Source organism: Thiococcus pfennigii, from assembly GCF_016583835.1.
In the GTDB taxonomy this organism is placed as follows: Bacteria; Pseudomonadota; Gammaproteobacteria; order Chromatiales; family Chromatiaceae; genus Thiococcus; species Thiococcus pfennigii.
In genome coordinates this window covers 1-25,207 of the sequence record NZ_NRRW01000040.1, presented here as the reverse complement: position 1 = coordinate 25,207, position 25,207 = coordinate 1, and the positions used below count along the sequence as shown (strand labels likewise).

The 25,207-nt window shown below is 68.2% G+C and carries 17 protein-coding genes; 13 read left to right on the top strand and 4 right to left on the bottom strand.

The features are described 5' to 3' along the window. The first annotated feature begins 23 nt into the window (after nucleotides 1-23). From aroK to speE, 9 genes are all read left to right on the top strand, one after another. On the top strand, nucleotides 24-548 hold the full coding sequence (aroK, locus tag CKO41_RS12850; protein WP_200249930.1) for a shikimate kinase AroK: 525 nt from the start codon (nucleotides 24-26) through the stop codon (nucleotides 546-548). Between the two features lie 34 nt (nucleotides 549-582). After that, on the top strand, nucleotides 583-1,674 hold the full coding sequence (gene aroB / locus CKO41_RS12845) for a 3-dehydroquinate synthase (protein ID WP_200382572.1): 1,092 nt from the start codon (nucleotides 583-585) through the stop codon (nucleotides 1,672-1,674). A 589-nt stretch (nucleotides 1,675-2,263) separates the two neighbouring features. Further along, the gene (gltB, locus tag CKO41_RS12840) at nucleotides 2,264-6,919 is read left to right on the top strand and encodes a glutamate synthase large subunit (protein WP_200382571.1); all 4,656 of its coding nucleotides are present in this window, start codon (nucleotides 2,264-2,266) and stop codon (nucleotides 6,917-6,919) included. Continuing rightward, nucleotides 6,912-8,378 carry a glutamate synthase subunit beta gene (locus tag CKO41_RS12835; RefSeq protein WP_200382569.1) on the top strand — a complete coding sequence of 489 codons (1,467 nt, stop codon included), beginning with the start codon at nucleotides 6,912-6,914 and terminating at the stop codon, nucleotides 8,376-8,378. The genes gltB and CKO41_RS12835 overlap by 8 nt, the downstream gene beginning before the upstream one ends. Nucleotides 8,379-8,524: 146 nt before the next feature. Next, nucleotides 8,525-8,989, top strand: coding sequence for a peroxiredoxin (locus CKO41_RS12830; protein WP_200250655.1), 465 nt, complete (start codon nucleotides 8,525-8,527; stop codon nucleotides 8,987-8,989). Nucleotides 8,990-9,016: 27 nt separating this feature from the next. After that, nucleotides 9,017-11,338, top strand: coding sequence for an ATP-binding protein (locus CKO41_RS12825; protein WP_200382568.1), 2,322 nt, complete (start codon nucleotides 9,017-9,019; stop codon nucleotides 11,336-11,338). A gap of 73 nt (nucleotides 11,339-11,411) precedes the next feature. Next, on the top strand, nucleotides 11,412-12,317 hold the full coding sequence (locus CKO41_RS12820) for a response regulator (RefSeq protein WP_200382567.1): 906 nt from the start codon (nucleotides 11,412-11,414) through the stop codon (nucleotides 12,315-12,317). An 18-nt stretch (nucleotides 12,318-12,335) separates the two neighbouring features. Then, nucleotides 12,336-12,671 (top strand): ArsR/SmtB family transcription factor, encoded by a 336-nt coding sequence (locus CKO41_RS12815; protein ID WP_200250658.1) that lies wholly within the window; start codon nucleotides 12,336-12,338, stop codon nucleotides 12,669-12,671. A 23-nt stretch (nucleotides 12,672-12,694) separates the two neighbouring features. Then, a complete protein-coding gene (gene speE / locus CKO41_RS12810) occupies nucleotides 12,695-13,540 on the top strand; it encodes a polyamine aminopropyltransferase (RefSeq protein ID WP_200250660.1) in 846 nt (281 codons plus the stop codon). Between the two features lie 117 nt (nucleotides 13,541-13,657). Here speE and CKO41_RS12805 read toward each other — a convergent pair whose 3' ends face one another. The 3 genes from CKO41_RS12805 to CKO41_RS12795 form a co-directional block, all read right to left on the bottom strand. Next, entirely contained in the window at nucleotides 13,658-14,971 is a 1,314-nt protein-coding gene (locus tag CKO41_RS12805; RefSeq protein WP_200382566.1) for an ammonium transporter, read from the bottom strand. A 25-nt stretch (nucleotides 14,972-14,996) separates the two neighbouring features. Continuing rightward, nucleotides 14,997-15,335, bottom strand: coding sequence for a P-II family nitrogen regulator (locus CKO41_RS12800; protein ID WP_200250664.1), 339 nt, complete (start codon nucleotides 15,333-15,335; stop codon nucleotides 14,997-14,999). Between the two features lie 63 nt (nucleotides 15,336-15,398). Further along, entirely contained in the window at nucleotides 15,399-16,193 is a 795-nt protein-coding gene (locus CKO41_RS12795) for a TorF family putative porin (protein ID WP_200250666.1), read from the bottom strand. Between the two features lie 398 nt (nucleotides 16,194-16,591). Between CKO41_RS12795 and ubiK the strand changes: the two genes are divergently transcribed. The 4 genes from ubiK (at nucleotide 16,592) to CKO41_RS12775 (ending at nucleotide 22,981) form a co-directional block, all read left to right on the top strand. Continuing rightward, complete coding sequence (gene ubiK, locus CKO41_RS12790) at nucleotides 16,592-16,861, top strand: ubiquinone biosynthesis accessory factor UbiK (RefSeq protein ID WP_200250674.1); 270 nt, start codon at nucleotides 16,592-16,594, stop codon at nucleotides 16,859-16,861. Continuing rightward, on the top strand, nucleotides 16,858-18,378 hold the full coding sequence (locus CKO41_RS12785) for a YifB family Mg chelatase-like AAA ATPase (protein ID WP_200382565.1): 1,521 nt from the start codon (nucleotides 16,858-16,860) through the stop codon (nucleotides 18,376-18,378). The genes ubiK and CKO41_RS12785 overlap by 4 nt, the downstream gene beginning before the upstream one ends. A 31-nt stretch (nucleotides 18,379-18,409) precedes the next feature. Then, nucleotides 18,410-20,305: an ATP-binding cassette domain-containing protein gene (locus CKO41_RS12780; RefSeq protein WP_200382564.1), complete on the top strand. Its 1,896-nt coding sequence runs from the start codon at nucleotides 18,410-18,412 to the stop codon at nucleotides 20,303-20,305. Between the two features lie 150 nt (nucleotides 20,306-20,455). After that, nucleotides 20,456-22,981 (top strand): glycogen/starch/alpha-glucan phosphorylase, encoded by a 2,526-nt coding sequence (locus CKO41_RS12775; RefSeq protein WP_200250669.1) that lies wholly within the window; start codon nucleotides 20,456-20,458, stop codon nucleotides 22,979-22,981. A gap of 851 nt (nucleotides 22,982-23,832) precedes the next feature. Here the strand turns inward: CKO41_RS12775 and CKO41_RS12770 are convergent. Continuing rightward, nucleotides 23,833-24,234, bottom strand: coding sequence for an H-NS family nucleoid-associated regulatory protein (locus tag CKO41_RS12770; RefSeq protein WP_200250670.1), 402 nt, complete (start codon nucleotides 24,232-24,234; stop codon nucleotides 23,833-23,835). Nucleotides 24,235-25,207: the final 973 nt, after the last annotated feature.

Below are 25,207 nucleotides of genomic sequence, written 5' to 3'. Positions count from 1 at the left end.
GAATCTGTCATATCATGTAGGGCATGATACGCGCGCAGAATATCTTTCTCGTCGGTCCGATGGGTGCCGGGAAGAGCACGATCGGCCGCCAGCTGGCCGAGACCCTCTCCTACGCCTTCAAGGACAGCGACCAGGAGATCCAGCGCCGCACCGGCGTCGACATCCCGACCATCTTCGAGTTCGAGGGCGAGAACGGCTTTCGCGAGCGCGAGCGCCAGGTCATCGAGGAGCTGATCCAGGGCGAGCGGATCGTCCTCGCCACGGGCGGGGGCGCGGTGCTACGCCCCGAGAACCGTCAGGATCTGGCCGCCCGCGGCGTCGTCGTCTACCTCCATTGCAGCCCCGAGCAGCAGTACGCCCGCACCGCCCGCGACCGCAGCCGTCCGCTGCTCGACACCGCCGATCCGCTGCAACGGCTGCGCGAGCTGATGGCCGAGCGCGAGCCCCTCTATCGCCAGGTCGCCGATCTGGTCGTCTCGACCGAGAAGCGCGGCACCGCATCGGTCGTCAAGGAGATCCGCCGGCGCATCGAGAGCGCCGAGCTTTAGCGGATTCAGCCGCCAGCCTTCAGCCAGAGTCCAGATGAACCAGACGATCGAGGTCGCCCTCGGCGAGCGTAGCTACCCCATCCGCATCGGCACGGGCCTGATCGGCGATCCGGCCTGCTACGCGCCCTATCTCGCAGGCTCGCAGGTCCTGATCGTCACCAACGAGACGGTCGCCCCCCTCTATCTCGAGCCCGTGCGAGCGGCGCTCGCGGGCCGTCAGGTGGAGGCCGTCGTCCTGCCCGACGGCGAGCAGTACAAGACCCTGGAGGTGGTCGGGCGGATCTTCGACGTCCTCCTCGGGCGGCGCTTCGCGCGCGACTGCACCCTGGTTGCCCTGGGCGGCGGGGTCGTCGGCGACATGGCCGGCTTCGCGGCGGCCTGCTATCAGCGGGGCGTGCCCTTCATCCAGGTGCCGACGACGCTGCTCGCCCAGGTCGACTCCTCCGTCGGCGGCAAGACGGGGGTGAACCACCCGCTCGGCAAGAACATGATCGGCGCCTTCCACCAGCCGCGCGCCGTCATCGCCGACACGGCGACCCTCGACACGCTTCCAGACCGCGAACTGGCCGCCGGTCTCGCCGAGGTCATCAAGTATGGCCTGATCCGCGATGCCGGCTTCTTCGCCTGGCTGGAGGCCAGGATGGGGGCGCTGCGCGCCCGCGACCCGGCCGCGCTCGCCGAGGCGATCGCCCGGTCCTGCCGCTGCAAGGCCGAGATCGTCGCCGCCGACGAGCGCGAGGCCGGCCAGCGCGCGCTGCTGAACCTCGGCCACACCTTCGGCCATGCGATCGAGACCGGCGCCGGCTATGGCGCCTGGCTGCACGGCGAGGCGATCGCCGCCGGCATGTGTCTGGCGGCCGACCTGTCGCGGCGCCTCGGTTGGCTCGCCGGCGCCGATGTCGAGCGGATCCGCGCCTTGATCGCGGCGGCCGACCTGCCGGTCGCGCCGCCCGCGGAGATGGCCGCCGAGCGGTTCCTGGAGCTGATGGCCGTCGACAAGAAGGTCCTGTCGGGGCGGCTGCGCCTGGTGCTGCTCGAGGCCATCGGCGCGGCCGTCGTCACCGCCGACTTCCCCCCGGCCGCGCTGCGGGCGACGCTTGACGAGGGCCGGCGGGCACCCTCCTGAAGCCGGTCCGGGTGTGCGCCGGCCGCCCGCACCAGATCCGTGCGTCGGGTGCCGGTCTCGCCCCGCCGCGGGGCGGCCTCGGTGGGCGTGGCGGTGCCGGCCGTCGGGTTACGCCCCCGAGGGGCTAACCCGACCTACGGCCCTGACGACATCGATGACTACGTTCTCCGGCCTCGGAGAATAGCGGTACGGCCGCGTAGGTCGGGTTAGGCGCGCCGGTACGGAGGTCGCTGCGAACGTACAGGCTCGCGCGCGCCGTAACCCGACAGCGGCCTCGGTAGGCGCCATGGCGTCGGGTTAGGCTGCGGTAACCTCGATCGCCCTCGCTTACCACGGGCGGCGCGATTCCTCGCCGACGTCCCGTCTGGCACGCGGAGTGCTGATCGTATTATGATTAGCGGCCGTGTCTGTCGAGGGGACCCTGCCTCGATAGGATCGATTTCCAACCTTTCCACTGGGCTGAATCCCCCCGAGCAACGGTGAAACCCCCGCGTCCATCGGCAGATGGAAGGCCGGTGACAGGGTACCGACCGGTCTTCATGCGTGGCACCATCGCGGATTCAGCGACCAGGTATCGACGAGGTCAGCGATGAGCCTTCGCTCCCTACCATCCCCACAGGGGCTCTATGACCCTGCCCTCGAGCATGACGCCTGCGGCGTCGGCTTCGTCTGTCATATCAAGAACGTCAAGAGCCATCGGATCGTCGAGCAGGGCCTCGATATCCTCGAGCGCCTCACGCACCGCGGCGCGGTCGGGGCCGATCCGAAGGCGGGCGATGGCGCCGGCATCCTGGTGCAGATCCCGGATGCCTTCCTGCGCGCCCAGGTCGACTTCGAGCTGCCGCCGCCCGGGCACTATGGCGTCGGCATGCTCTTCCTCGCCCAGGACGCGCAGGCGCGTGGGCAGATGCAGGCGATCGTCGAGCAACACCTGCGCGAGGGCGGCCAGACGGTCCTCGGCTGGCGTGACGTGCCGGTCGACAACGCCGACCTCGGCGAGAGCGTCCTGCCGAGCGAGCCGCGCGTGCGCCAGGTCTTCGTCGGTCGCGGCGAGCACTGCGCGGACCAGGACGCCTTCGAGCGCAAGCTCTTCGTCATCCGCAAGCGGATGGACAACGCGATCCGCGACGCCGGCCTCGCCAAGCAGGGCTACTATGCCTGTTCGCTGTCCTCGCGGACGCTCAATTACAAGGGGATGCTGCTCGCCGGACAGGTCGGCCGCTACTATCTCGACCTGCGCGACGAGCGCTTCGAGAGCGCCCTGGCCCTGGTCCATCAGCGCTTCTCGACGAACACCTTCCCGACCTGGGACCTGGCCCAGCCGTTCCGGATGATCTGCCACAACGGCGAGATCAATACGCTGCGCGGCAACGTCAACTGGATGGCGGCCCGTCGCCATACGATGCGCTCGGAGGTCCTCGGCGAGGACCTCGACACCATCTGGCCGCTGATCCCCGAGGGCCAATCCGATTCGGCCTGCTTCGACAACGCCCTCGAGCTGCTGGTCATGGGGGGCTACTCGCTGGCCCACGCGATGATGGTCCTGATCCCGGAGGCCTGGAGCGGCAACCGGCAGATGGACGAGCAGCGCCGTGCCTTCTACGAATACCATGCCGCGTTGATGGAGCCTTGGGACGGCCCGGCGGCCGTCGCCTTCACCGACGGGCGGCAGATCGGCGCGACCCTCGACCGCAACGGGCTGCGTCCGGCGCGCTATCTGGTCACGGACGACGACCTGGTGGTCATGGGCTCCGAGATGGGCGTCCTCGACATCCCCGAGGAGCGCATCGTCAAGAAGTGGCGCCTGCAGCCCGGCAAGATGCTGCTGATCGACCTGGAGCAGGGCCGCATCATCGACGATGCCGAGATCAAGGCGAGCCTCGCGAGCGCCAAGCCGTACGGCGAATGGCTGAAGAAGACCCAGATCCGCCTCGACGAGTTGCCGACCAACGTCGGCCCCATGTCGCCCGACGAGGCGACCCTGCTCGACGCCCAGCAGGCCTTCGGCTACACGCAGGAAGACCTCAAGGTCCTCCTCACGCCGATGGTCCTGACCGGCCAGGAGGCGATCGGCTCGATGGGGGCCGACAACCCGCCGTCGGTCCTGTCGCTGCGTCCGAAGCACCTCTCGACCTACTTCAAGCAGAACTTCGCCCAGGTCACCAACCCGCCGATCGACCCGATCCGCGAGGAGCTGGTCATGTCGCTGGTCGGCATGATCGGGCCGCGGCCGAACCTGCTCGGCATCGACGAGGCCGGCAAGCACTGGCGGCTGGAGACCTCGCAGCCGGTCCTGACGAACCAGGACCTGGAGCGGATCCGCGACATCGAGTACAGCTCCGGCGGGGCCTTCCGCACCCGCACGCTGGAGATCGTCTATCCGGCGACCGAGGGGGCCGCGGGGATGGCGCCGGCCCTGGAGCGGCTCTGCGAGCAGGCCGAGCGGGCCGTGCTCGAGGGCTACAACATCCTGATCCTCTCGGACCGCAACACCAACCTCGACCACATCCCGATCCCGGCCCTGCTGGCGACCTCGGCGGTCCACCACCACCTGATCCGCCGCGGTCTGCGCACGAGTTCGGGGATCGTCCTCGAGACGGGCGCGGCGCTCGAGGTCCACCACTTCGCGACGCTCGAGGGCTATGGCGCCGAGGCGATCAATCCCTACCTCGCCTTCGACACCATCCAGGCGATGCTGTCGCGCCTGCCCGAGCCACTGACCTTCGAAGAGGCCCAGAAGCGCTACATCAAGGCGGTCGGCAAGGGGTTGCTGAAGGTCATGTCCAAGATGGGCATCTCGACGCTGGCCTCCTATTGCGGCGCCCAGATCTTCGACGCCGTCGGCCTCGAGGAGGCCTTCATCGCGCGCTACTTCACCGGCACCCAGAGCCGTATCGGCGGCGTCGGTCTGAAGGAGGTCGCCGAGGAGGCGGTGCGCTGGCACCAGGTCGCCTACGGCAACGCGCACATCTACCGCCAGCAGCTCGACGTCGGTGGCGACTATGCCTTCCGGCTGCGCGGCGAGGACCATGTCTGGACGCCCGAGACCATCGCCAAGCTCCAGCACGCGACCCGCGCCAACAGCGCCGAGACCTACGCCGAGTACGCGCGCCTCGTCAACGAGCAGAGCACCCGCCTGCTGACGCTGCGCGGCCTGATGGAGTTGCGGTTCGCCGACCGGCCGATCCCGCTCGAGGAGGTCGAGCCGGCCAAGGAGATCGTCAAGCGCTTCGCGACCGGCGCCATGTCGTTCGGCTCCATCTCCTACGAGGCCCACTCGACGCTGGCCCGGGCGATGAACGCCCTCGGCGGCAAGTCGAATACGGGCGAGGGCGGCGAGGAGGTCGAACGCTTCCAGCCGCTGCCCGACGGCTCGGTGAACCCGGAGCGCTCGGCGATCAAACAGGTCGCCTCGGGCCGCTTCGGCGTCACCGTCGAGTACCTGGTCAACGCCGACGACATCCAGATCAAGATCGCCCAGGGGGCCAAGCCCGGCGAGGGTGGCCAGCTGCCCGGCCACAAGGTCAATGCCCAGATCGCCCGGGTGCGCCACTCGACCCCCGGCGTCGGCCTGATCTCGCCGCCGCCGCACCACGACATCTATTCGATCGAGGACCTGGCCCAGCTGATCCACGACCTGAAGAATGCCAACCCGCGGGCGCGCATCTCGGTCAAGCTGGTCTCCGAGGTCGGCGTCGGCACCGTCGCCGCCGGCGTCTCCAAGGCCCATGCCGATCATGTGACCATCTCCGGCTACGACGGCGGTACCGGCGCGAGCCCGCTGACCTCGATCAAGCACGCCGGCAGCCCCTGGGAGATCGGCCTGGCCGAGACCCACCAGACGCTGGTCCTGAACCGGTTGCGTGGGCGGATCGCCGTACAGGTCGATGGCGGCATGCGCACCGGGCGCGACGTCGTCATCGGCGCCCTGCTCGGGGCCGACGAGTTCGGCTTCGCGACGGCCCCGCTGATCGTCGAGGGCTGCATCATGATGCGCAAGTGCCACCTGAACACCTGTCCGGTCGGGGTCGCCACCCAGGACCCGGAGCTGCGCAAGCGCTTCACTGGGAAGCCCGATCACGTGATCAACTACTTCTTCTTCGTCGCCGAAGAGGTACGCCAGCTGATGGCGCGGCTCGGCTTCCGCACGATGAACGAGATGATCGGCCAGTACGACCGCCTCGAGATGCGCCGTGCGATCGATCACTGGAAGGCGCGCGGGCTCGACTTCTCGCGGATCTTGACGAAGCCCCAGGTCGCCCCGGACGTGGCGCTCTACAACTGCGAGGCCCAGGACCACGGTCTGGAGCGGGCACTGGACCACGAGCTGATCCGCCAGGCCGAACCGGCCCTGACGCGCGGCGAGCCGGTGCGCATCGAGATCCCGGTCAAGAACTACAACCGCACCGTCGGCACCATGCTCTCGGGCCGCGTCGCCGAGCGTTATGGTCACGCCGGCCTGCCCGACGACACCATCCACGTCAAGGCCCGCGGTATCGGCGGCCAGTCATGGGGTGCCTGGCTCGCGCACGGGGTCACGATCGAGCTCGAGGGCGAGGCCAACGACTATGTCGGCAAGGGCCTCTCGGGTGGGCGGCTGATCATCTATCCGCCGGCCCGTTCAGGCATCGCCCACGCCGAGGAGAACATCATCGTCGGCAACACGGTCCTCTACGGGGCCATCACCGGCGAGTGCTTCTTCCGCGGCGTGGCCGGCGAGCGCTTCTGCGTGCGCAACTCGGGCGCGACCGCCGTCGTCGAGGGCGTCGGCGATCACGGCTGCGAGTACATGACCGGCGGGATCATGGTTTGCCTGGGGCCGACCGGGCGCAACTTCGCGGCCGGTATGTCCGGCGGCGTCGCCTATGTCCTCGACGAGGACGGGACCTTCGCCGAGCGCTGCAACCTCGCGATGGTCGAACTCCAGCCGATCGCCGACGAGGATGCGGCCCTGGAGGCCCTTGATCATCAGGGCGGCGACCTGGAGACCCACGGGCTCGTCGAGCTCAATCGGGACATGACCCGCCATGATGCGGCGCGGTTGCGCTGTCTGATCCAGCGCCACCTGCACTACACCAACTCCGCGGTGGCGCGGCGGATCCTCGACGACTGGGCCAGCTATCAGGGCCGCTTCGTCAAGGTGATGCCGGTCGACTACCGGCGTGCCCTGGAGACCCTCCAGGTGCAGCAGCGCCGCCCGCCGCAGTCGAGCAAGCCGTTGAAGGGGATTGCGCAACATGGGTAAGCCAACCGGATTCATGGAGTTCGACCGGCGCGACCGGGGCTCGCAGCCCGTCGCCGATCGCATCGTCCACTACAAGGAGTTCGTCGTCCCCCTGAACGAAGGCGACCTGCGCGAGCAGGCGGCGCGCTGCATGGATTGCGGTATCCCCTTCTGCCATCAGGGTTGTCCGGTCAACAACATCATCCCGGACTGGAACGATCTGGTCTATCGTGGCGATTGGCGTCAGGCGATCGAGGTCCTGCACTCGACGAACAACTTCCCGGAGTTCACCGGGCGGATCTGCCCGGCCCCCTGCGAGACCTCGTGCACGTTGAACATCGCCGACACCCCGGTGACGATCAAGACGATCGAGTGCGCGATCATCGATCGCGCCTGGGCCGAGGGCTGGATCAAGCCGCAGGTGCCGCAGCGGCGCACCGGCCGGCGCGTGGCCGTCGTCGGTTCGGGACCGGCCGGCCTGGCCTGCGCCCAGCAATTGGCCCGCGCCGGCCACCAGGTGGCGATCTACGAGAAGGCCGACCGCATCGGCGGCCTGCTGCGCTACGGCATCCCGGACTTCAAGCTCGACAAGCGGCTGATCGACCGGCGCATGGCGCAGATGCGTACCGAAGGGGTCGAGTTCCACACCAACACCCATGTCGGCGTCCAGGTCCCGATCGCCGAGCTGCGCGCCGACTATGACGCCGTCGTCCTGGCCGGCGGCTCGGAGCAGCCGCGCGACCTGCCGGTCCCGGGCCGCGCGCTCGCCGGCGTGCACTTCGCGATGGACTTTCTGACGCGCAACAGCCGGCGGGTGCAGGGCCTCTACGTGCCCGCCTCCGACTTCATCAGCGCCGAGGGCCGCGATGTCCTGGTCATCGGGGGTGGCGACACGGGCTCGGACTGCATCGGCACCTCGAACCGCCACGGGGCGCGCTCGGTGACCCAGGTCGAGATCCTCGACAGGCCGCCCGAGCGGGAGAACAAGGCCCTGACCTGGCCGGACTGGCCGAACCGGATGCGCACCTCGTCCTCGCAGGAGGAGGGCTGCGAGCGCATGTGGAACTTCGCGACCAAGGCCTTCATCGGCGACGAACAGGGGCGGGTCAAGGCCGTGCGCTACGCGCGCGTGCGTTGGGATCGCGCCGCCGACGGGCGTTGGCAGATGAGCGAGATCCCGGGCAGCGAGGGCGAACTGAAGGCCGACCTGGTGCTGCTCGCGATGGGCTTCGTGCACCCGGTGCGCGAGGGGCTGATCGCCGACCTGCAGGCCGCGGCCGGCCTCGAGCTCGATCCGCGCGGCAATGTGCGCGCCGCGACCGATGGCGAGGCGGCCTATCAGACCTCGGTCCCCGGCGTCTTCGCCGCCGGCGACATGCGGCGCGGCCAATCGCTGGTCGTCTGGGCGATCCGCGAGGGCCGTCAGTGCGCGCGTGCCGTCGATGAATGGCTGATGGGCAGCTCCGACCTGCCAAGCTGACGGCCGAGACGGCCGGCGCCCCCGCCGCGAGGGCGCCGCCTGCGGCGGCCGTCTGGCCCCTCCGGGGCCCGACGGCCTGGTTGACGCGCTCGGGTCCGATCCCTACATTGCCGCCAGCACAGCCATCAAATCGGAGTCGAACCACGATGCTGCAGCCAGGCGACAAGGCCCCGTCGTTCTCCCTGCCAGATGCCGACATGGAGCGGGTCGACTTGGCGCAATTCCTCGGCGCGGCGACGGTCGTCGTCTACTTCTACCCGAAGGACGATACGCCCGGCTGCACCCTCGAGGCGCTGGAGTTCACCGACCTGCAGGCCGATTTCGAGGCATTGGGGGCCGAGATCATCGGCATCAGCCGCGACAGTTGTACGAGCCACGGGACCTTTCGCGATCGCCACGGCATCGGCGTGCGCCTGCTCGCGGACTCCGACGGCGAGGCCTGCGAGGCCTTCGGCGTCTGGCGCGAGAAGGAGGTCCGTGGCGAGCGGCGCCAGGGCATCGTGCGTTCGACCTTCGTCATCGACCGCCAGGGCCTGATCCGCCATGCCCTCTACGACGTCAAGCCCAAGGGCCACGCACGTCAGGTCCTCGAGCTCGTCCGCGCGCTCTGAGCGGCGCCGCCGCGCAGGGGAGCGGGCGTGACCCTGCGCCACCTCAGCCTGGTCTTCCTGCTCGTCTTCGGCCTCACGCCGCTGCTGCTCGCCGTCGTCATCAACCTGCCGCTGGTCCTCGATCGCACGACGCTCTTCTACCAGCGGGCCTATCTGCAGAACCTGCGGGCCGATTTCCGCGACCTGGATCAGCATCTGGCGAGCCGCCACGAGATGATCCGGCTCCTGGCGAAGCTCCCCGAGCCGGGGCTGATCCTCGGCGAGCAGGGCGATGACGGGGAGATCGATCGGGCGCGGGCACGCTACACGACCTGGATCAACCAGATCCTCGCCGATCAGCAGGACGTCATCCAGATCCTCTTCCTGTCGGGCCGCGGCGAGGAGCGCTTCTGGCTCGCGCGCGATATCGAGAGCCACCAGTGGCGGCCCAGACCGCCGCCGCCGATCCGCCCGAGCGGCCCCTTCAGCGAGGCCGGTCTGCGGCTCCAGCCCGGCGGGGTCCTCGTCAGCCGCATCCGTATCGACCCGCAGGCCGGGCGCGAGGACCCGCGCCAACTCCTGACGCTCGACCTGATCAGCCCGATCGGGGCACCGGGCGAGCCGGGCGCCGCGCCGCTCGGCGTCGTCGTCTTGACGATCGACGTCGGCGGGATGGCCCAGTTCTACCGCGACACCCTGTGGGTCGACCACGACGGCGGCTATCTGCGTCCAGGCCAGCCGCTCGGCGGCGGGGCCGAGGCCTTTGCGGACTTCCCCGGGCTCGCCGGGCTCTTCGCCGAGCGCAAGCTGGCCGTCTGGCGTGGCGTCCAGGGCCGCCAGTGGCTCTGGGTACCGATGTTCCTGACCGAGGACACGACGCCGCTCTGGGTCGGGCGGCCGGTCGACCCCTCGCCGATCGACGACTTCCGCGATGCCCTGATCCTGCGCGTGATCAGCATCGTCCTCGTCCTGGTCGGCGTCGTCATGATCCTGGCGCGCTGGATCGCGACCCGCGCCGAACACTTCGGCCAGGCGCTGACCGGCGGGATCGGGCGCATCCTGCGCGATGGCGAGCCGATCCGGTTCGCGTGGCGGGGGCCGCGCGAGATCCGTCAACTCGGCGAACAGCTCACGGCCCTCGCCGAGACCCATGCCGAACACCTGCGCGCGGCGCGCGCCCACACCCGCGAGCTCGAGCAGTCCTATCGCTACAAGAGCGAGTTCCTCGCCAACGTCAGCCACGAGTTGCGCACGCCGCTCAACTCGATCCTGCTCCTGTCGAAGCTGCTCGCCGACCGCCAGTCGGGTCTCGATCCCGATCAGCGCCGCCAGGCCCAGGTCATCTACGAGGCCGGTCGCGACCTGCGCGCGATGATCGACAACATCCTCGACATCTCGCTGATCGAGGCCGGCCGGGTCCAGGTCGCGCCGGAGTGGATCGAGCTTGCCTCCCTGACCGAGGAGCTCATCGAACTCCTCGCCCCGCTGTTCGCCGAGAAGGGCCTCTATCTGCGCTTCGACGCCAAGGCCGTCGCCGGGACCTGGATCCTCAGCGACCGCGACAAGCTGCGCCAGATCTTGAAGAACTTCCTGTCGAACGCGGTCAAGTTCACCGAGCGGGGCGGGGTGGAGATTCGCATCGAGACGGACGGGCACGCGTCGCGTCCGATCGCGATCCAGGTCGTCGACACCGGGATCGGCATCCCGAGCGACAAGCAGGAGATCATCTTCGAGGCCTTTCAGCAGGCCGACGGTTCGACGCGGCGTCGCTACGGCGGCACCGGTCTGGGGCTCTCGATCAGCCGCGAGCTGGCCCGCCTGCTCGGTGGCGAGATCGCGGTGCGCAGCGCCCCCGGCGAGGGGGCCTGCTTCACGCTACGTCTGCCGCGGGAGCTGACGGCCGCGCCGGAGGACGAGCGCCTCATCGCGTCGCGGCCATCCGCCACCGAGGAGGCGCCGGCCCCGGGTCCGCGTCCACTGCACCTCGCCGAGGGCGGGGCCGAGGGCTGGGTGCTCGTCGTCGAGCGCGACGTCGAGGCCCTGCTCGCCGCGACCACGGTGCTCGAAGGGCTGGGGCTGCGCGTGCAGACGGCGGCCGACGTCGGCGAGGCGATCGAGGCCCTGCGCGAGGAGGACGGCTGCATCCTGGTCATCCTGGCCGCCCTCGTGTCGGCCGCGGACACCTGTGATAGGATCGCCGCAATCCGCCAGGAGGGCAGCGATCGGCCCACTCCGATCCTCGTCATGGGCGATTGCGACGACCGGCCCTGGCAGGGCCTCTGCTCCACGACCGGGGCCGACGGCTCGATCACCAAGCCGATCGAGCCGCGGGCGTTGGAGTCCGCGATCGCCCGGCTCGTCGGCCACTGAGCGGTATCCCGGTTGCCGGGGCCTGGCCGTTCGGAGGTTCCCCCCAACAGAGGCCCCGCATGGTATCCACGGCATGAGTCGCTACTCGGGATTCAAGCTCCTCCTCGTCGACGATCACGCGCACAACCTCTTCACGCTGCGGACGCTGATCCAGAAGCACATGGACGTCGCGATCCTGGAGGCGACGTCGGGCCACGGCGCGATCGACCTGACCCTCGAGCACCCGGACATCGACCTGATCATCCTCGATGTGCAGATGCCGGAGATGGACGGCTTTCAGACCGCCTCCCTGCTGAAGCTGCGCAAGCGTACCCGCGACATCCCGATCATCTTTCTGACCGCCGCGTTCAAGTCGGAAGAATTCCAGCGGCGCGGCTATGCCGTCGGGGCCGTCGACTACCTGCTCAAGCCCATCGAGGACAACCAGCTGATCAACAAGATCAGCACCTATTTCCGCCTCATCGACAAGGAACGCGACCTCAATCGGCGCTTGGAGCAACTGGTCGCCGAGCGCACTGCCGAGCTCGCCAAGGCCCACCAGTCGCTCGCCAACATCATCGAGTACATGGGCGAGGCGCTGTTGGTGCTCACCCCCGAGGGCGAGATCAAGATGGTCAATCCGACCGCCTGCGCGATGCTCGACTATGCCGAGCAGGACCTGCTCGGGATGTCGATCGGCGACGTCTTCGAGGAGGAGGCCGACGAGCAGGCCGGGGCCTTCATGGGGATCTGGCTGGAGGCGCTGATCCGCACGGGCGCCCTGAGGCAGATCGAGGCGCGTTTCATCGCGAAGGACGGCCGGCGGGTGCCGATCCTCTTCTCGCGCACGGCGGTCAAGGACGGCGATGGCCGGATCACCGACATCATCTGCATCGCCAAGGACATGACCGGCTACACCCGCCTCGACCATGACAACGACGACGAAGCGGCGCGCACGGCCGCACCGCCGGCGCGGTCCATCGCCCAGACGAGATCCTGAACAGAGGAGGAGCCGACCATGTCCGAGTCGCCCGAGGTGCCGATCGACGACGACGAGAGCACGACCCTGACGGCCAACGCCCTGAAGGCGATGGCCCATCCGCTGCGCTGGAAGATCCTCTGTTCGCTCGGCGATCGCGAACTCTCGGTCGGGGAGATCGTCGAGCGCACCGGCACCTCGCAGAGCAATATCTCCCAGCACCTGGAGCAGCTGCGCAACAAGAACATCGTCGTCGCCCGCAAGGAGGCGAACCGCATCTTCTACCGGATCCGCAACCATCAGCTGCTGGATCTGATCGGCATCATGCGCGAGGTCCTCTGCCCGGCGAACCTCGACGACCGCTATCCACAATGACCCTTCCGCCCCCGGGGACCCCCATGCTCGAGCAGAACGCCTGGTTTACCGAGATCCACAACCGCGACGGCAGCGCCTTCTCGCTACGCGTGCGCGCCAAGCTGCACGAGGAGCGCACGCCGTACCAGACCATCGCCATCTACGAGACGACCGATTTCGGCCGCCTGATGGTGATCGATGGCTGCACCATGGTCAGCGATCGGGAGAACTTCATCTACCACGAGATGATGGCCCACCCGGCGCTGTTCATCCATCCCGCGCCGCGTCGCGTCGCGATCATCGGCGGCGGCGACTGCGGGACCCTGCGCGAGGTCCTCAAGCACCCCGAGGTCGTCGAGGCCGTGCAGATCGACATCGACGAGCGCGTCACGCGCCTGGCCGAGCAATACTTCCCCGAACTGGTGAGCGCCAACGACGACCCGCGCGCCCGGCTCCTGTTCGACGACGGGATCGCCTGGGTGCGCGCCGCCCCGCCGGGCGCGCTCGACCTGATCATCGTCGACAGCACCGACCCGGTCGGCCCGGCCGAGGGGCTCTTCTCGGCCGCCTTCTACGCCGACTGCTGGCGGGCCTTGGGCCCAGGCGGGCTGCTGATCCAGCAGAGCGAATCCCCGCTCTATCACCAGCGGCTGTTGGCGGAGATGCGCGAGGCGATGCAGGGGGCCGGGTTCGTCGACGTGAAGAGCCTGTTCTTCCCGCAGCCGATCTACCCGTCCGGCTGGTGGAGCGCGATGCTCGCCTGCAAGGACGGCCCGATCGAGGGCTTCCGCGAGCAGGCCGTCGCGGCGCGCGCCTTCGCGACGCGCTACTACAACGCGGCGATCCACCGCGCGGCCTTCGCGATCCCGGAATTCATGTACCGTCGCTGAGCGCTGCCCGAGCGGGCGTCCTTCGGAGGGTCGCCGCGCGCGTCGGCGGCACGGGCGAGCGGGCGATCGAGGGGGAGACGGCGACCGGGTGTTGCACCCGGTCGCCGTCGGGGGCGGCTAGAGGATGTAGCCGCGTTCGTCGTGCTGTGCGATGTCGAGGCCTTCGGTCTCCTGCTCCTCGGTCACCCGCAGGCCGATCGTCCAGTCGACGACCTTGAGGATGACGAAGCTGCCGATGCCGCCGTAGATCAGGGTCGCGAGGATCGAGACGAACTGCACCCAGACCTGGCTGGCGATCGTCATGCCCTCGGCCAGACCCGCGCCGCCCAGGCTGGCGTCGGCGAAGACGCCGGTCAGGAGCGCACCGACGATGCCGGCGATGCCGTGCACGCCCCAGACGTCGAGCGAGTCGTCATAGCCGAGGGAGCGCTTGACCATCGTCGAGGCGATGAAGGCGAAGAAGGCGCCGCCGAAGCCGATCGCGATCGCCCCCATCGGGCCGGCGGTGCCGGAGGCGGGCGTGATGGCCACCAGGCCGGCGATCGCGCCGGTCGCGATGCCCAGGACCGAGGGCTTGCCGTGGCGCAGCCACTCCAGGAACATCCAGGTCAGGGCCGCGGTGGCGGTCGAGATCTGGGTCACGACCATGGCCATCGCTGCCGTGCCGTCGGCGGCCAGCTCCGAGCCGGCGTTGAAGCCGAACCAGCCCACCCAGAGCATTGAGGCCCCGACGACGGTCAACCCCAGGTTGTGCGGCGGCATCGCGGTCCCGGGGTAGCCCTTGCGTCGGCCCAACACCAGCGCCGCCACCAGACCGGCGATGCCGGCGTTGATGTGCACGACGGTGCCGCCGGCGAAGTCGAGGGCGCCCATGCCGCCGATCCAGCCGCCGCCCCAGACCCAGTGGGCGATCGGGATGTAGATCAGGGTGCCCCAGATCGCCATGAACCAGAGCATCGCCGAGAATTTCATGCGCTCGGCGAAGGCGCCGACGATCAGCGCCGGGGTGATGATGAAGAAGGTCATCTGAAAGACCATGAACAGCGACTCGGGGATGCTGCCCGAGACGGCGTCCACGGTGACGCCGGCGAGGAAGAGTTTCGACAGGCCGCCGACCCAGTCGTTCAGGCCGCCGCCGTCGGTGAAGGCCAGCGAGTAGCCGTAGATGGCCCACAGGAGGCTCATCAGGGAGGCGATCGCGAAGCACTGCATCAGGACGGACAGGACGTTCTTCGCGCGGACCATGCCGGCATAGAAGAGGGCCAGGCCCGGCAGGGTCATGAACAGGACCAGCGCGGTGGCCACCAGCATCCAGGCCGTGTCGCCGGTATCGAGCGTCGGCGTGTCCTGGGCCAAGGCGAGGGTCGGCAGCAGGGCTGCCAGGGCCAACAGCACGGGGGCGACACCCCGCCGTATCAATCGATCGATCATCTCTCGCTCTCCTCGAGGTCGCGATTTAGAGCGCATCCGGGCCGGTCTCGCCGGTGCGGATGCGGATGACGTGGCTCAGGTCGAAGACGAAGATCTTGCCGTCGCCGATCTTGCCGGTGCGGGCCGCGCCACTGATGGCCTCGATCACCTTGTCGACGAGCGCGTCGTCGACGGCGATCTCGATCTTGATCTTCGGCAGGAAGTCGACGACGTACTCGGCGCCGCGATAGAGTTCGGTGTGGCCCTTCTGGCGACCGAAGCCCTTGACCTCGATGACGGTGATGCCCGACACGCCGATGTCGGCCAGGGCCTCGCGCACATCGTCGAGCTTGAAGGGCTTGATGACGGCTGCAACTAGCTTCATGTCGAAAGCTCCGTGGTTGAGGGGATGCGCGATCGCCGCCCGCCGCGGCGGCGGGCGGCCCGGTCAGAATTCCTTGTTCCAGCCGATCCAGACCTTGGCGTCGTCGTCCCAGACGTCGCTACCACCGCCGCCGTCGTTCTGGTCGTAGTTGAAGCTGAAGGTGCCGAAGTCTCCGGCCTCGCGGCTGATCGTCAGGCCCCAATGCAAGTAATCGGCGCTCTTCAGATCTGGGGCGGGGGGGAACAACCAACACGAAAGCCATGACCCGGAACATTCACTGACATCGACTTGGTCGTTGTCGAAGTCGTAGTAGCCCAACTTCACGCTCAGTGCGAACTCCTGCGGCAGCGGCAGGTCGAGCCCGGCGTAGTAATAGATATCGCCTTGGTCGAAGAGGGTGCCGTCGTTGTCATCGTCGCCCCAGACCGTGTATTGGATCCCGGCGGAGAAGAAGCGATAGCCGCCGGAGAGGCCGATCTCCCAGAAGTCGACGGCGCCGTCGGCGTCCGGATAGGCGTAGTAGATGGTGTTGATGCCGAGGCTGGCATTCTCGTCCGGGAGCGTGAAGTCGTAGCCCATGTAGAGGTCGAGCTCGTAGTTCGGCCCGCCGTCGCCCCAATCCACGTTCGAGGCCCAGGTCCCGGCGTAGAAGCCGCTCTCGTGGCTGAAGTCGACACCGCCCTGGATGGCCGGGCCGTCATCCGTCTGGGTCGTGCCGCGCCAGAGATAGTTGGAGACGGCGCCGATGTTGGCGCTCAGGCTGTAGGGCGCGTCGGCCGAGGCCGGCGCCGCCGCGACGAGGGCCGCGGCCAGCAGGGAAGACGTCGCGCAGGCTGAGACAAGTGGCCTAGCAGTCATCGCGATGGATACCTCTTGATAGGATGGATGCCGTGGTTTTCGTCGGCGGGAGTCGGTGGATTCCGGCCGAGTCTGGGGTCAAGCCCTCGGCGACAGGAAATGCAGGCATCATGCCAACCACGAGGTGTGATCAAAAGGCGACGATTGTTGCGGTTTGTGGCGTGCAGGGCGCTGGCGTCGCGCACAGCAACGGGGCACGATCGTCGCTGCCGAGCGAGGCCTTTGCGCCTTTTTGGTGCGAATCGCGCCGGGACCTGCGGGTCGCATCGTCATATAATGGGCGCTCAAGCCAGCACGCGACGCCTCGTATCGATCAGGCCCCGGCGCTCTTTGGAGCAACGGGGCCGATGTCGTTGCCAGGGTCGCCATAGCCACCCATTGCCGTGGAAGACCTGATGATGTTGGACCCGAAACAATTCGACGAGCTCGCCCAGCGGCTGGCCGGGAGCCTGCCCAAGGGGCTGCATCTGCTCCATGAAGACATGACGAAGAACCTCCGCGCGAGCCTCGAGGCCGGCCTGGCGAGGCTCGATCTGGTCACGCGCGCCGAATTCGACGTGCAGGCGGCGGTCCTCGCCCGGACCCGCGCGAAGCTCTCGGCCCTCGAGGCGCGGGTCGCCGAGCTGGAGCGCGGTGCGGCGACGGAGGCGGACCCGCCTCGGGCGTGAGCCTCTGCGTCCTTTACAGCCGGGCGCGCGAGGGGATCTCGGCCCCGGCCGTGACGGTGGAGGTCCATCTCTCGGGCGGACTGCCCGCCATGTCGATCGTCGGCCTGCCCGAGTTGGCGGTCCGGGAGAGCAAGGATCGGGTGCGCGGTGCGCTCCTGAACGGCCATTTCGAGTTCCCGGCTGGGCGGGTGACCGTCAATCTGGCCCCGGCGGACCTGCCCAAGGAGGGCGGTCGGTTCGACCTGCCGATCGCGCTCGGCATCCTCGGGGCCTCGGGACAGCTGCGCACGGAGGCCCTCGAGGGCCACGAGCTGATCGGCGAGCTGGCCCTGTCGGGGGCGTTGCGTCCGGTGACCGGGGTCCTGCCGGCGGCCCTCGCCGCCCGCGCGGCCGGCCGCGCCCTGATCCTGCCCGAGGCGAACGCCGACGAGGCGGCCCTGGTCGGGGCGGACCTCGTGGTCCTGCCCGCGCGGCACCTGTTCGAGGTCTGCGAGCACCTGAACGGCCGCGCGGCGCTGCCCCGCCACCGGCCCGAGCCTGTCGCGTCGTCCCCCGGCGAGGCCCCGGACCTCGCCGACGTGCGCGGTCAGCCGCAGGCCAAGCGGGCACTGGAGATCGCCGCGGCCGGGGGGCACAGTCTGCTCTTCATCGGGCCGCCCGGGACCGGCAAGTCGATGCTCGCGAGCCGGCTCCCCGGCATCCTGCCGGCGATGACGGAGGCCGAGGCCCTGGAGAGCGCGGCGATCCGCTCGGTGAGCGGGCGCGAGCCCTTCGATCCGCGCCGCTGGCGGGTGCGCCCCTTCCGCGCCCCCCACCACACGGCCTCGGGCGTCGCCCTGGTCGGGGGCGGCACCAGCCCCCGTCCGGGCGAGGTCTCGCTCGCACACCTTGGCGTGCTGTTCCTCGATGAGCTGCCGGAGTTCGACCGGCGGGTCCTCGAGGTCCTGCGCGAGCCGCTCGAGTCGGGTCGGATCCACATCTCGCGCGCCGCCCACCAAGCCGAGTTCCCGGCGCGCTTTCAGCTCGTCGCGGCGATGAATCCGTGTCCGTGCGGCTATCTCGGCGACGACAGCGGGCGCTGTCGGTGCAGCGCCGAGCAGGTCGCCCGCTATCGGGCGCGGGTCTCGGGGCCGCTGCTCGATCGCATCGACATGCACGTCGAGGTGCCACGGCTGCCGACGGCGCAGCTCGGCGCACCCGATGGGGCGGCCGGCGAGACCAGCGCCGCGGTGCGCGCCCGCGTGGTGGCGGCCCGCGCGCGGCAGCTCGCCCGTGGCGGCAAGGCCAACGGCGACCTCGGGCCACCGGAGGTCGAGCGCTTCTGCCGCCTCGACGAGGAGGGCCGCAGATTGATCCGTCGGGCCGCCGACCGGCTTGGGCTGTCGGCGCGCGCCTATCACCGCATCCTCAAGGTGGCCCGCACGATCGCCGATCTGGCCGCGAGCGAGTCCCTCGCGGCGGCGCACCTGAGCGAGGCGATCGGTTATCGCCGCCTCGATCGGCGCCCCGGCCATTGACGACAGCACCCGAGCCCCTTCCCATCGCGACATGATCCAGCTACAGAATCTGAGCCTGCGCCGCGGCGGGCAACTCCTGCTCGAGGCGGTCAGCGTGCGCATCCCGCCCGGCCAGAAGGTCGGCGTCGTCGGCGCCAACGGCTGCGGCAAGTCGAGCCTGTTCGCGTTGCTGCGGGGCGAGCTCCACGCCGATGCCGGCGAGGCCCTGGTGCCGAGCGCCTGGCGGGTCGCTCACGTCGCCCAGCAGACGCCGAGCGGCGCGCGCCCGGCGATCGAGCTGGTCCTCGACGGCGACCAGGAGTTGCGCCGGATCGAGGCCGAGCTCGCCGCCGCCGAGGCCGCCGCCGACGGCGTGCGCGTCGCCGAGCTGCACGGTCGCCTGGAGGCCATCGACGGGTACGGTGCACCGAGTCGGGCCGCGCGGCTGCTGCACGGCCTCGGCTTCGCGCCGGGCGACGAGCAGCGGTCGGTCGACAGCTATTCGGGCGGCTGGCGGATGCGCCTCGCGCTCGCCCGCACCCTGATGGGGCGCTCGGATCTGCTGTTGCTCGACGAGCCGACCAATCACCTCGACCTCGATGCCGTCATCTGGCTCGAGGGCTGGCTGCGCACCTATCCCGGCACCCTGCTGCTGATCTCCCACGACCGGGACTTCCTCGACGCGATCGTCGACCAGACCTTGCACATCGAAGGCCGGGGCCTGCAGCTCTATGCCGGCAACTACTCGGCCTTCGAACGCCAGCGCGCCGAGCGGCTCGCCCAGCAGCAGGCGGCCTACGAGCGCCAGCAGCGCGAGGTCGCCCAAATCCATCAGTTCATCGAGCGCTTCCGGGCCAAGGCCACGAAGGCGCGCCAGGCCCAGAGCCGCATCAAGGCCCTCCAGCGGATGGAGCAGCTCGCCCCGGCCCACGTCGATTCGCCGTTCCGCTTCGGGTTTCCGCCGCTCGGGACCCTGCCGCACCCGCTGTTGCGTCTGGAGGAGGCGGTCGCCGGCTATGACGCCCGGCCCGTCCTCTCCGGCATCGACCTGAGCCTCGTCCCCGGTGACCGGATCGGCCTGCTCGGGCCGAACGGTGCCGGCAAGTCGACGCTGGTCAAGCTGCTCGCCGATCACATCCCGCTGCTGGCCGGCCGGCGCGAACCGGCCCAGGGGCTGCGGATCGGCTATTTCGCCCAGCACCAGGTCGACCAGCTGCGACCGGACGACAGCCCGCTCGTGCACCTGCAACGCCTTGATCCGCGGGCGAGCGAGCAAGAACTGCGCGACTTCCTCGGCGGCTTCGGCTTTGCCGGCGATCGCGCCCTGGCGCCGGTCGCGCCCCTGTCCGGCGGGGAGAAGGCGCGGCTGGTCCTCGCCCTCCTCGTGCGCCAACGACCGGGTCTCCTGCTCCTCGATGAACCCACGAACCACCTGGACCTGGAGATGCGCCACGCGTTGGCCGCCGCCCTCCAGGGCTACGACGGGGCGCTCGTACTGGTATCGCACGATCGGCACCTGCTGCGCATCACGACCGATCGGCTGCTATTGGTCGACGGTGGCCGGATCGCCGACTTCGACGGCGATCTCGACGACTATCCGGCCTGGCTCGCCAATCGCGCCGCGGCCGAGCGCTCCACCGGAGGGCCGGATCGCGATGGCGGCTCCCGCAAGGAGCAGCGCCGGCAGGACGCGCTCGCCCGCCAGCGGCTGCAACCGCTGAAGAGGCGGCTCAAGGACCTGGACGCGCGGCTGACCGGGCTGAGCGAGCGCCGCCTGGACCTGGAGCGCCGCCTCGCCGACCCCGACCTCTATGCCCCCGAGGCCAAGGGGCGACTGCTCGCGCTGCTCGAGGAGAAGCGGTGCGTCGACGAGGAACTGGTCGACGTCGAGACGGACTGGCTCGAGGTGAGCGAGGCCTTGGAGCAACTCGGCTCGTCGACCAGCTAGGTCGGTCCCGCTGGCGTCTGCGCGCCCCGTCGCCCATGCCGCTGCCGGCGGGGTCGGGGTCGTTCCGCGCAGCGAGTTGGTCGACACCTGCCGCATTGCTAAGATGCCGCCTCTCGCCTTCCCCTTCACGTCGCCCAGGTATCTTTCCCTATGTCGCCCTTTCTCGATCTGACGAAAAGCCAACCCAACGAGCGCCTCTTCGACCTGCCCCCGCTGGCGATGGACAGCGCCGGGTTGGCCGAGGACTTCAAACGCTACTACGCCTATACCCTCGGGCGCGACCGCGACAGCCGCTCCGCCTACTATACCTACCTGGCCCTGGCCATCGTCCTGCGCGACCGGATGGCCGAGCGCTGGAAGCGGACCCGCCAGGCCCAGGACCAGGCCAATAGCAAGCGCACCTATTATCTCTCGCTCGAATTCCTGATGGGCCGGGCCCTCGGCAATGCGATGCTCAACCTGGGCCTGCGCGACGCGGTCGAGCGGGGCCTGCTCGACCTCGGGCTGCTCCTCGAGGAGGTCGCCGACAACGAGTCCGATGCGGGCCTGGGCAACGGCGGCCTGGGCAGGTTGGCCGCCTGCTTCCTCGATTCGTGCGCGACCCTGCAGTTGCCGGTCAAGGGCTATGGCCTGCGCTACGAATACGGGATGTTTCGCCAGCTCATCGAAAACGGCTACCAGGTCGAGGAGCCCGACCACTGGATGCGGGAGGGCAACCCGTGGGAGCTGGAGCGCCAGGAATACACGCAAAGGATCCAATTCGGCGGGCGCACCGAATTCTATCGCGATGGCGACGGGCGCACGCGGGCGCGCTGGGTCGATACCCAGGACGTCCTCGCGGTGCCTTACGACACGCCGATCCCAGGCTATCTCAACGACACCATCAACACCTTGCGTCTCTGGCGGGCGGCCGCCACCGACGAGTTCGATCTGCGCGAGTTCAACGCCGGGAGCTATCCGGAATCGGTGGCGCAGAAGAACAACGCCGAGCACATCACGATGGTGCTCTACCCGAACGATGCCAGCGAATGCGGCAAGGAACTGCGCCTGCGCCAGCAGTACTTCCTCGCCAGCGCCAGCATCAAGGACGTGATCCGCGAATGGACCGGCCTGAACGGCTCGGACTTCTCGACCTTCGCGGACAAGAACTGCTTTCAGCTCAACGATACCCATCCGGCGATCTCGGTCGCCGAGCTGATGCGCCAACTGCTCGACGAGCACGGCCTCGAATGGGATTCGGCCTGGTCGATCACGACGCGCACGATGGCCTATACGAACCATACGCTGCTGCCGGAGGCGCTGGAGCGCTGGCCGGTGCGGCTGTTCGAGAATCTACTGCCGCGGCTGCTGGAGATCATCTACGAGATCAATGCCCGCTTCCTCAGCGAGGTCGCGGCGCGGTGGCCAGGCGATCTCGGCCGCCAGCAGCGGATGTCGCTGATCGAAGAGGGGGGCGAGCCGCAGGTGCGCATGGCCTTTCTCGCGATCGTCGGGAGCTTCTCGGTGAACGGGGTCGCCGAGCTGCACTCCCGGCTGTTGCGCGGGGGCCTGTTTCGCGATTTCTACGAGCTCTGGCCGGCCAAGTTCAACAACAAGACCAATGGCGTGACGCCGCGCCGCTGGTTGGCGCAATGCAATCCGGCCCTGCGCGACCTGCTCAACGACGAGATCGGCGACGGCTGGATTCACCGACTCGATGGGCTCGCGCGGCTCGTGCCCTACGCCGAGGATCCGACCTTCCGCAAACGCTGGCAGGCGATCAAGCAGGGTAACAAGCAGCGGCTCGCCGACCTGGTCCAAGAGGAGTGTGGCGTCGATTTCCCGATCGAGGCCCTGTTCGACGTCCAGGTCAAGCGTATCCACGAGTACAAGCGCCAACTCTTGAACGTCCTGCACGTCATCCACCTCTACCTGCGGATCAAGCAGGGGGATACCGAGGATTGGACGCCCCGTTGCGTGCTCATCGGCGGCAAGGCGGCCCCCGGCTACACGATGGCCAAGAGCATCATCAAGCTGATCAACAATGTCGCCAATGTCGTCAATGCCGACCCGGCGACCGAGGGGCGGCTGCGGCTCGCCTTCATCCCCGGCTATCGCGTCTCGCTGATGGAGGTCATCGCCCCGGGCACGGACCTCTCCGAGCAGATCTCGACCGCCGGGAAGGAGGCCTCGGGCACCGGCAACATGAAGTTCATGATGAACGGCGCGATCACGATCGGCACCCTGGATGGCGCCAACATCGAGATCCGCGAACAGGTCGGCGACGAGAATTTCTTCCTCTTCGGCCTGACGGCCGAGGAGGTCGAGGGGCTGCGCTCGCACTACGATCCCGGGGCCATCATCGCCAGCGATCCGCAACTGCGCGACGTGATGCATCTACTGGAGAGCGGGCATTTCAATCAGTTCGAGCCCGGCATCTTCGATGCGATCATCCACTCGATCCGCAGTCCGCAAGACCCGTGGATGACGGCGGCCGATTTCCCGGGCTACGTCCGGGCGCAGGAGCAGGCTGCCCGCGCCTACCGCGATCAGGAGCGCTGGCTGCGGATGAGCATCCTCAATTGTGCGCACAGCGGCCGCTTCTCGTCCGATCGCACGATCGCCGAGTACAACCGCGACGTCTGGCGAATGGAACCGGTCGCCCCCGCGCCGATAGGCGCCTTCGGGGGAGCTTGACGAACTGCCGTCCGGGCAAGCGCTCGAGACGCGAAGCGGAAACCGCTTTTTCGCTCCGCGTCTCGAAAAGTCGCCCGGATGGCAACTTCTCAATCTAATAGCGGCAGATGGGCGGTGCCCGAGGTGCGCCGCGCGGGTTTCCGGCAAGGCACGGGCAGGCGCAATCGCCAAGCGATTGCAACGACTTCTAACACCGCTGGGCGCCGCACGGGGCGTGCATTGGGCATCGGGCGTCGCAGCGGCCTTCACCGAGCGGGTGAGCAGGGCTCACGTAAAGCCTCTTTGCGCTTTCAACGACTTCGATCCATGATGAAGCGCTCAACTGCCGTTCTTAGGTTCAAGGTCCCCTAGAGGGCGTGACAGGATGCCGGTCGGGCCAGTCGGTCGGCTCCGGGCGCTGGGTTTGGCGGGGGCGCGTAATGACGGACTGCACCGCGAAACGCTTCGCTAGCGCGATGAATGGAATCGATGGCGAAGCGGTCGGCCGCCGTTCGAGGTCGAAGCGGGTGCGGTGCCCTTGCGAGATACGGGTGGCCAGGTTTTTCTATTGGCGCGCACGGTGCACGCGGCGCCGCGCGGATTGCGTCCTTTCTCCTCCGCATCTCGAAGAATCGCCCCCGGGGCGACCCTTCGAGCGTCCCTTTGCAAGACCGTTGTCGAGGCGCTTCCGACAACTCGAAGGACTGCGGCTACCCGAGCACCGAGTTTCTCGCCGCGCCGATCCCCCGTAGTCGGGCGGTGCGTCGGCCGAATCGGCACGGTGACTCCAGTGCCCCGAAGTCAGAGGGCGATGTCGGACCGGCGGTCGGCTTCCGCGATCAACTCCGGGATCGTGCCGGCGTCGCGGCGAGTCAGCCCTCGACGGCCTTCAGGAAATTGGCCTTGAAGGCGTCCCGATCTTCCTTCACGGTCGGATCATAGCCTTGCTTCTGCATCTTCTGCTTCATCCAACCGGGGATTACCCCGCGGACGTAGACGTTCTTCGGGTTTTCCGGATCTACATACTGAGTATAGGGCCGGGAAGGGGCCGCCTTCGACGCAGAAGAAGACCGTCGGCGCCGAGTCGTCAATAGGGGTAGGATCTCGTTCAGCTCATAGCCGTGCTGCTGGATGATGTCCTTCACCTCTTGGGCGACCTCGTGTTTTGCCTCTTGTCGACGGATTTCGAGCGCCCGCTCGAGGTCCGCCTGACTCTGCTGAAGCTTCTGAAGCTGCTGCTGGATCTCATCGACGCTAAGGTTAGCGTATTCCACGTCATCAATCTCCTACACTGGTATGGTATTGCGCGGGTCAGCCGTGATCTTGAATCGAATCCAAGTCGACTGCCGCATAATCTAAGGCATTCGCCGATAATGTCAAGATGGTTACGCATATATTGAGAATGGCGTCAGCCGGGTGTCTGCGCCAATGGCGCGAACCGCCCCTTTTTCGGCCGCCGGCCGCAGTGCCATTCGCCTATGTCGAGACACCTCGGCAAGCGGCCTGGTGCCTCGTTAAGGCCTTTGCTTCGCCAGGGGTTGCCATGGCCGCCGAGCGCGTACCCCTGATCAACGACAAGCGATTCCGCAAGAGATTCAATCCATCGACCGCGGGCCGACGGCTGCGACCCGCGACCGTCGAACGCACTTTGTGATGCGGCGCCCTATTTGGGTTTCTTATCCGGTAGACGGCGCCGCCGTGGCGCGCTGCGCGAGGCGCGGGTAATTCAGCGTTTCCCAAAGTGGTTCAGACGACTGAGCGCCCGACGCGGAGGGCGACGGGCGAACGCGTTCTCCGCTTGCGCCGGTGGTTCGGCCAGTCCACCCAATGGATCGACGCCCCAGGATCGCAGAGAATGAAATGGGGGCCGCCGCCGAGTCGGGACTCCGCATTGGTCATGGCGACTTGCGGGGGCAGGTGAAAAGCTGCCATCCGGGCAATTTTTCAACAGGGGGATCCTTGCACCGCGCGGACGGCTTGGATTTTTGAACCCAAGAGCGGCAGTCGGGTGCCGTAGCGAACTTCACCTGGCTGGTGAGCAGGATTCGCGTAAGGCATCTTCGCAGTCTGAAGTTTCTCATTTCCGCATAGCGAGATCATAATATAAGCAAACACTAATGAACGCGCATATTAGTGAAAGCTTATTGACGAATGCCATGCGGCGGCAATGACAAAAAGGGTGTGACAAGCGCGGGCAAATCGGCGAATAAACAAGCAGTTAAAGGTGAATACGGGCTCGCTTCGGCG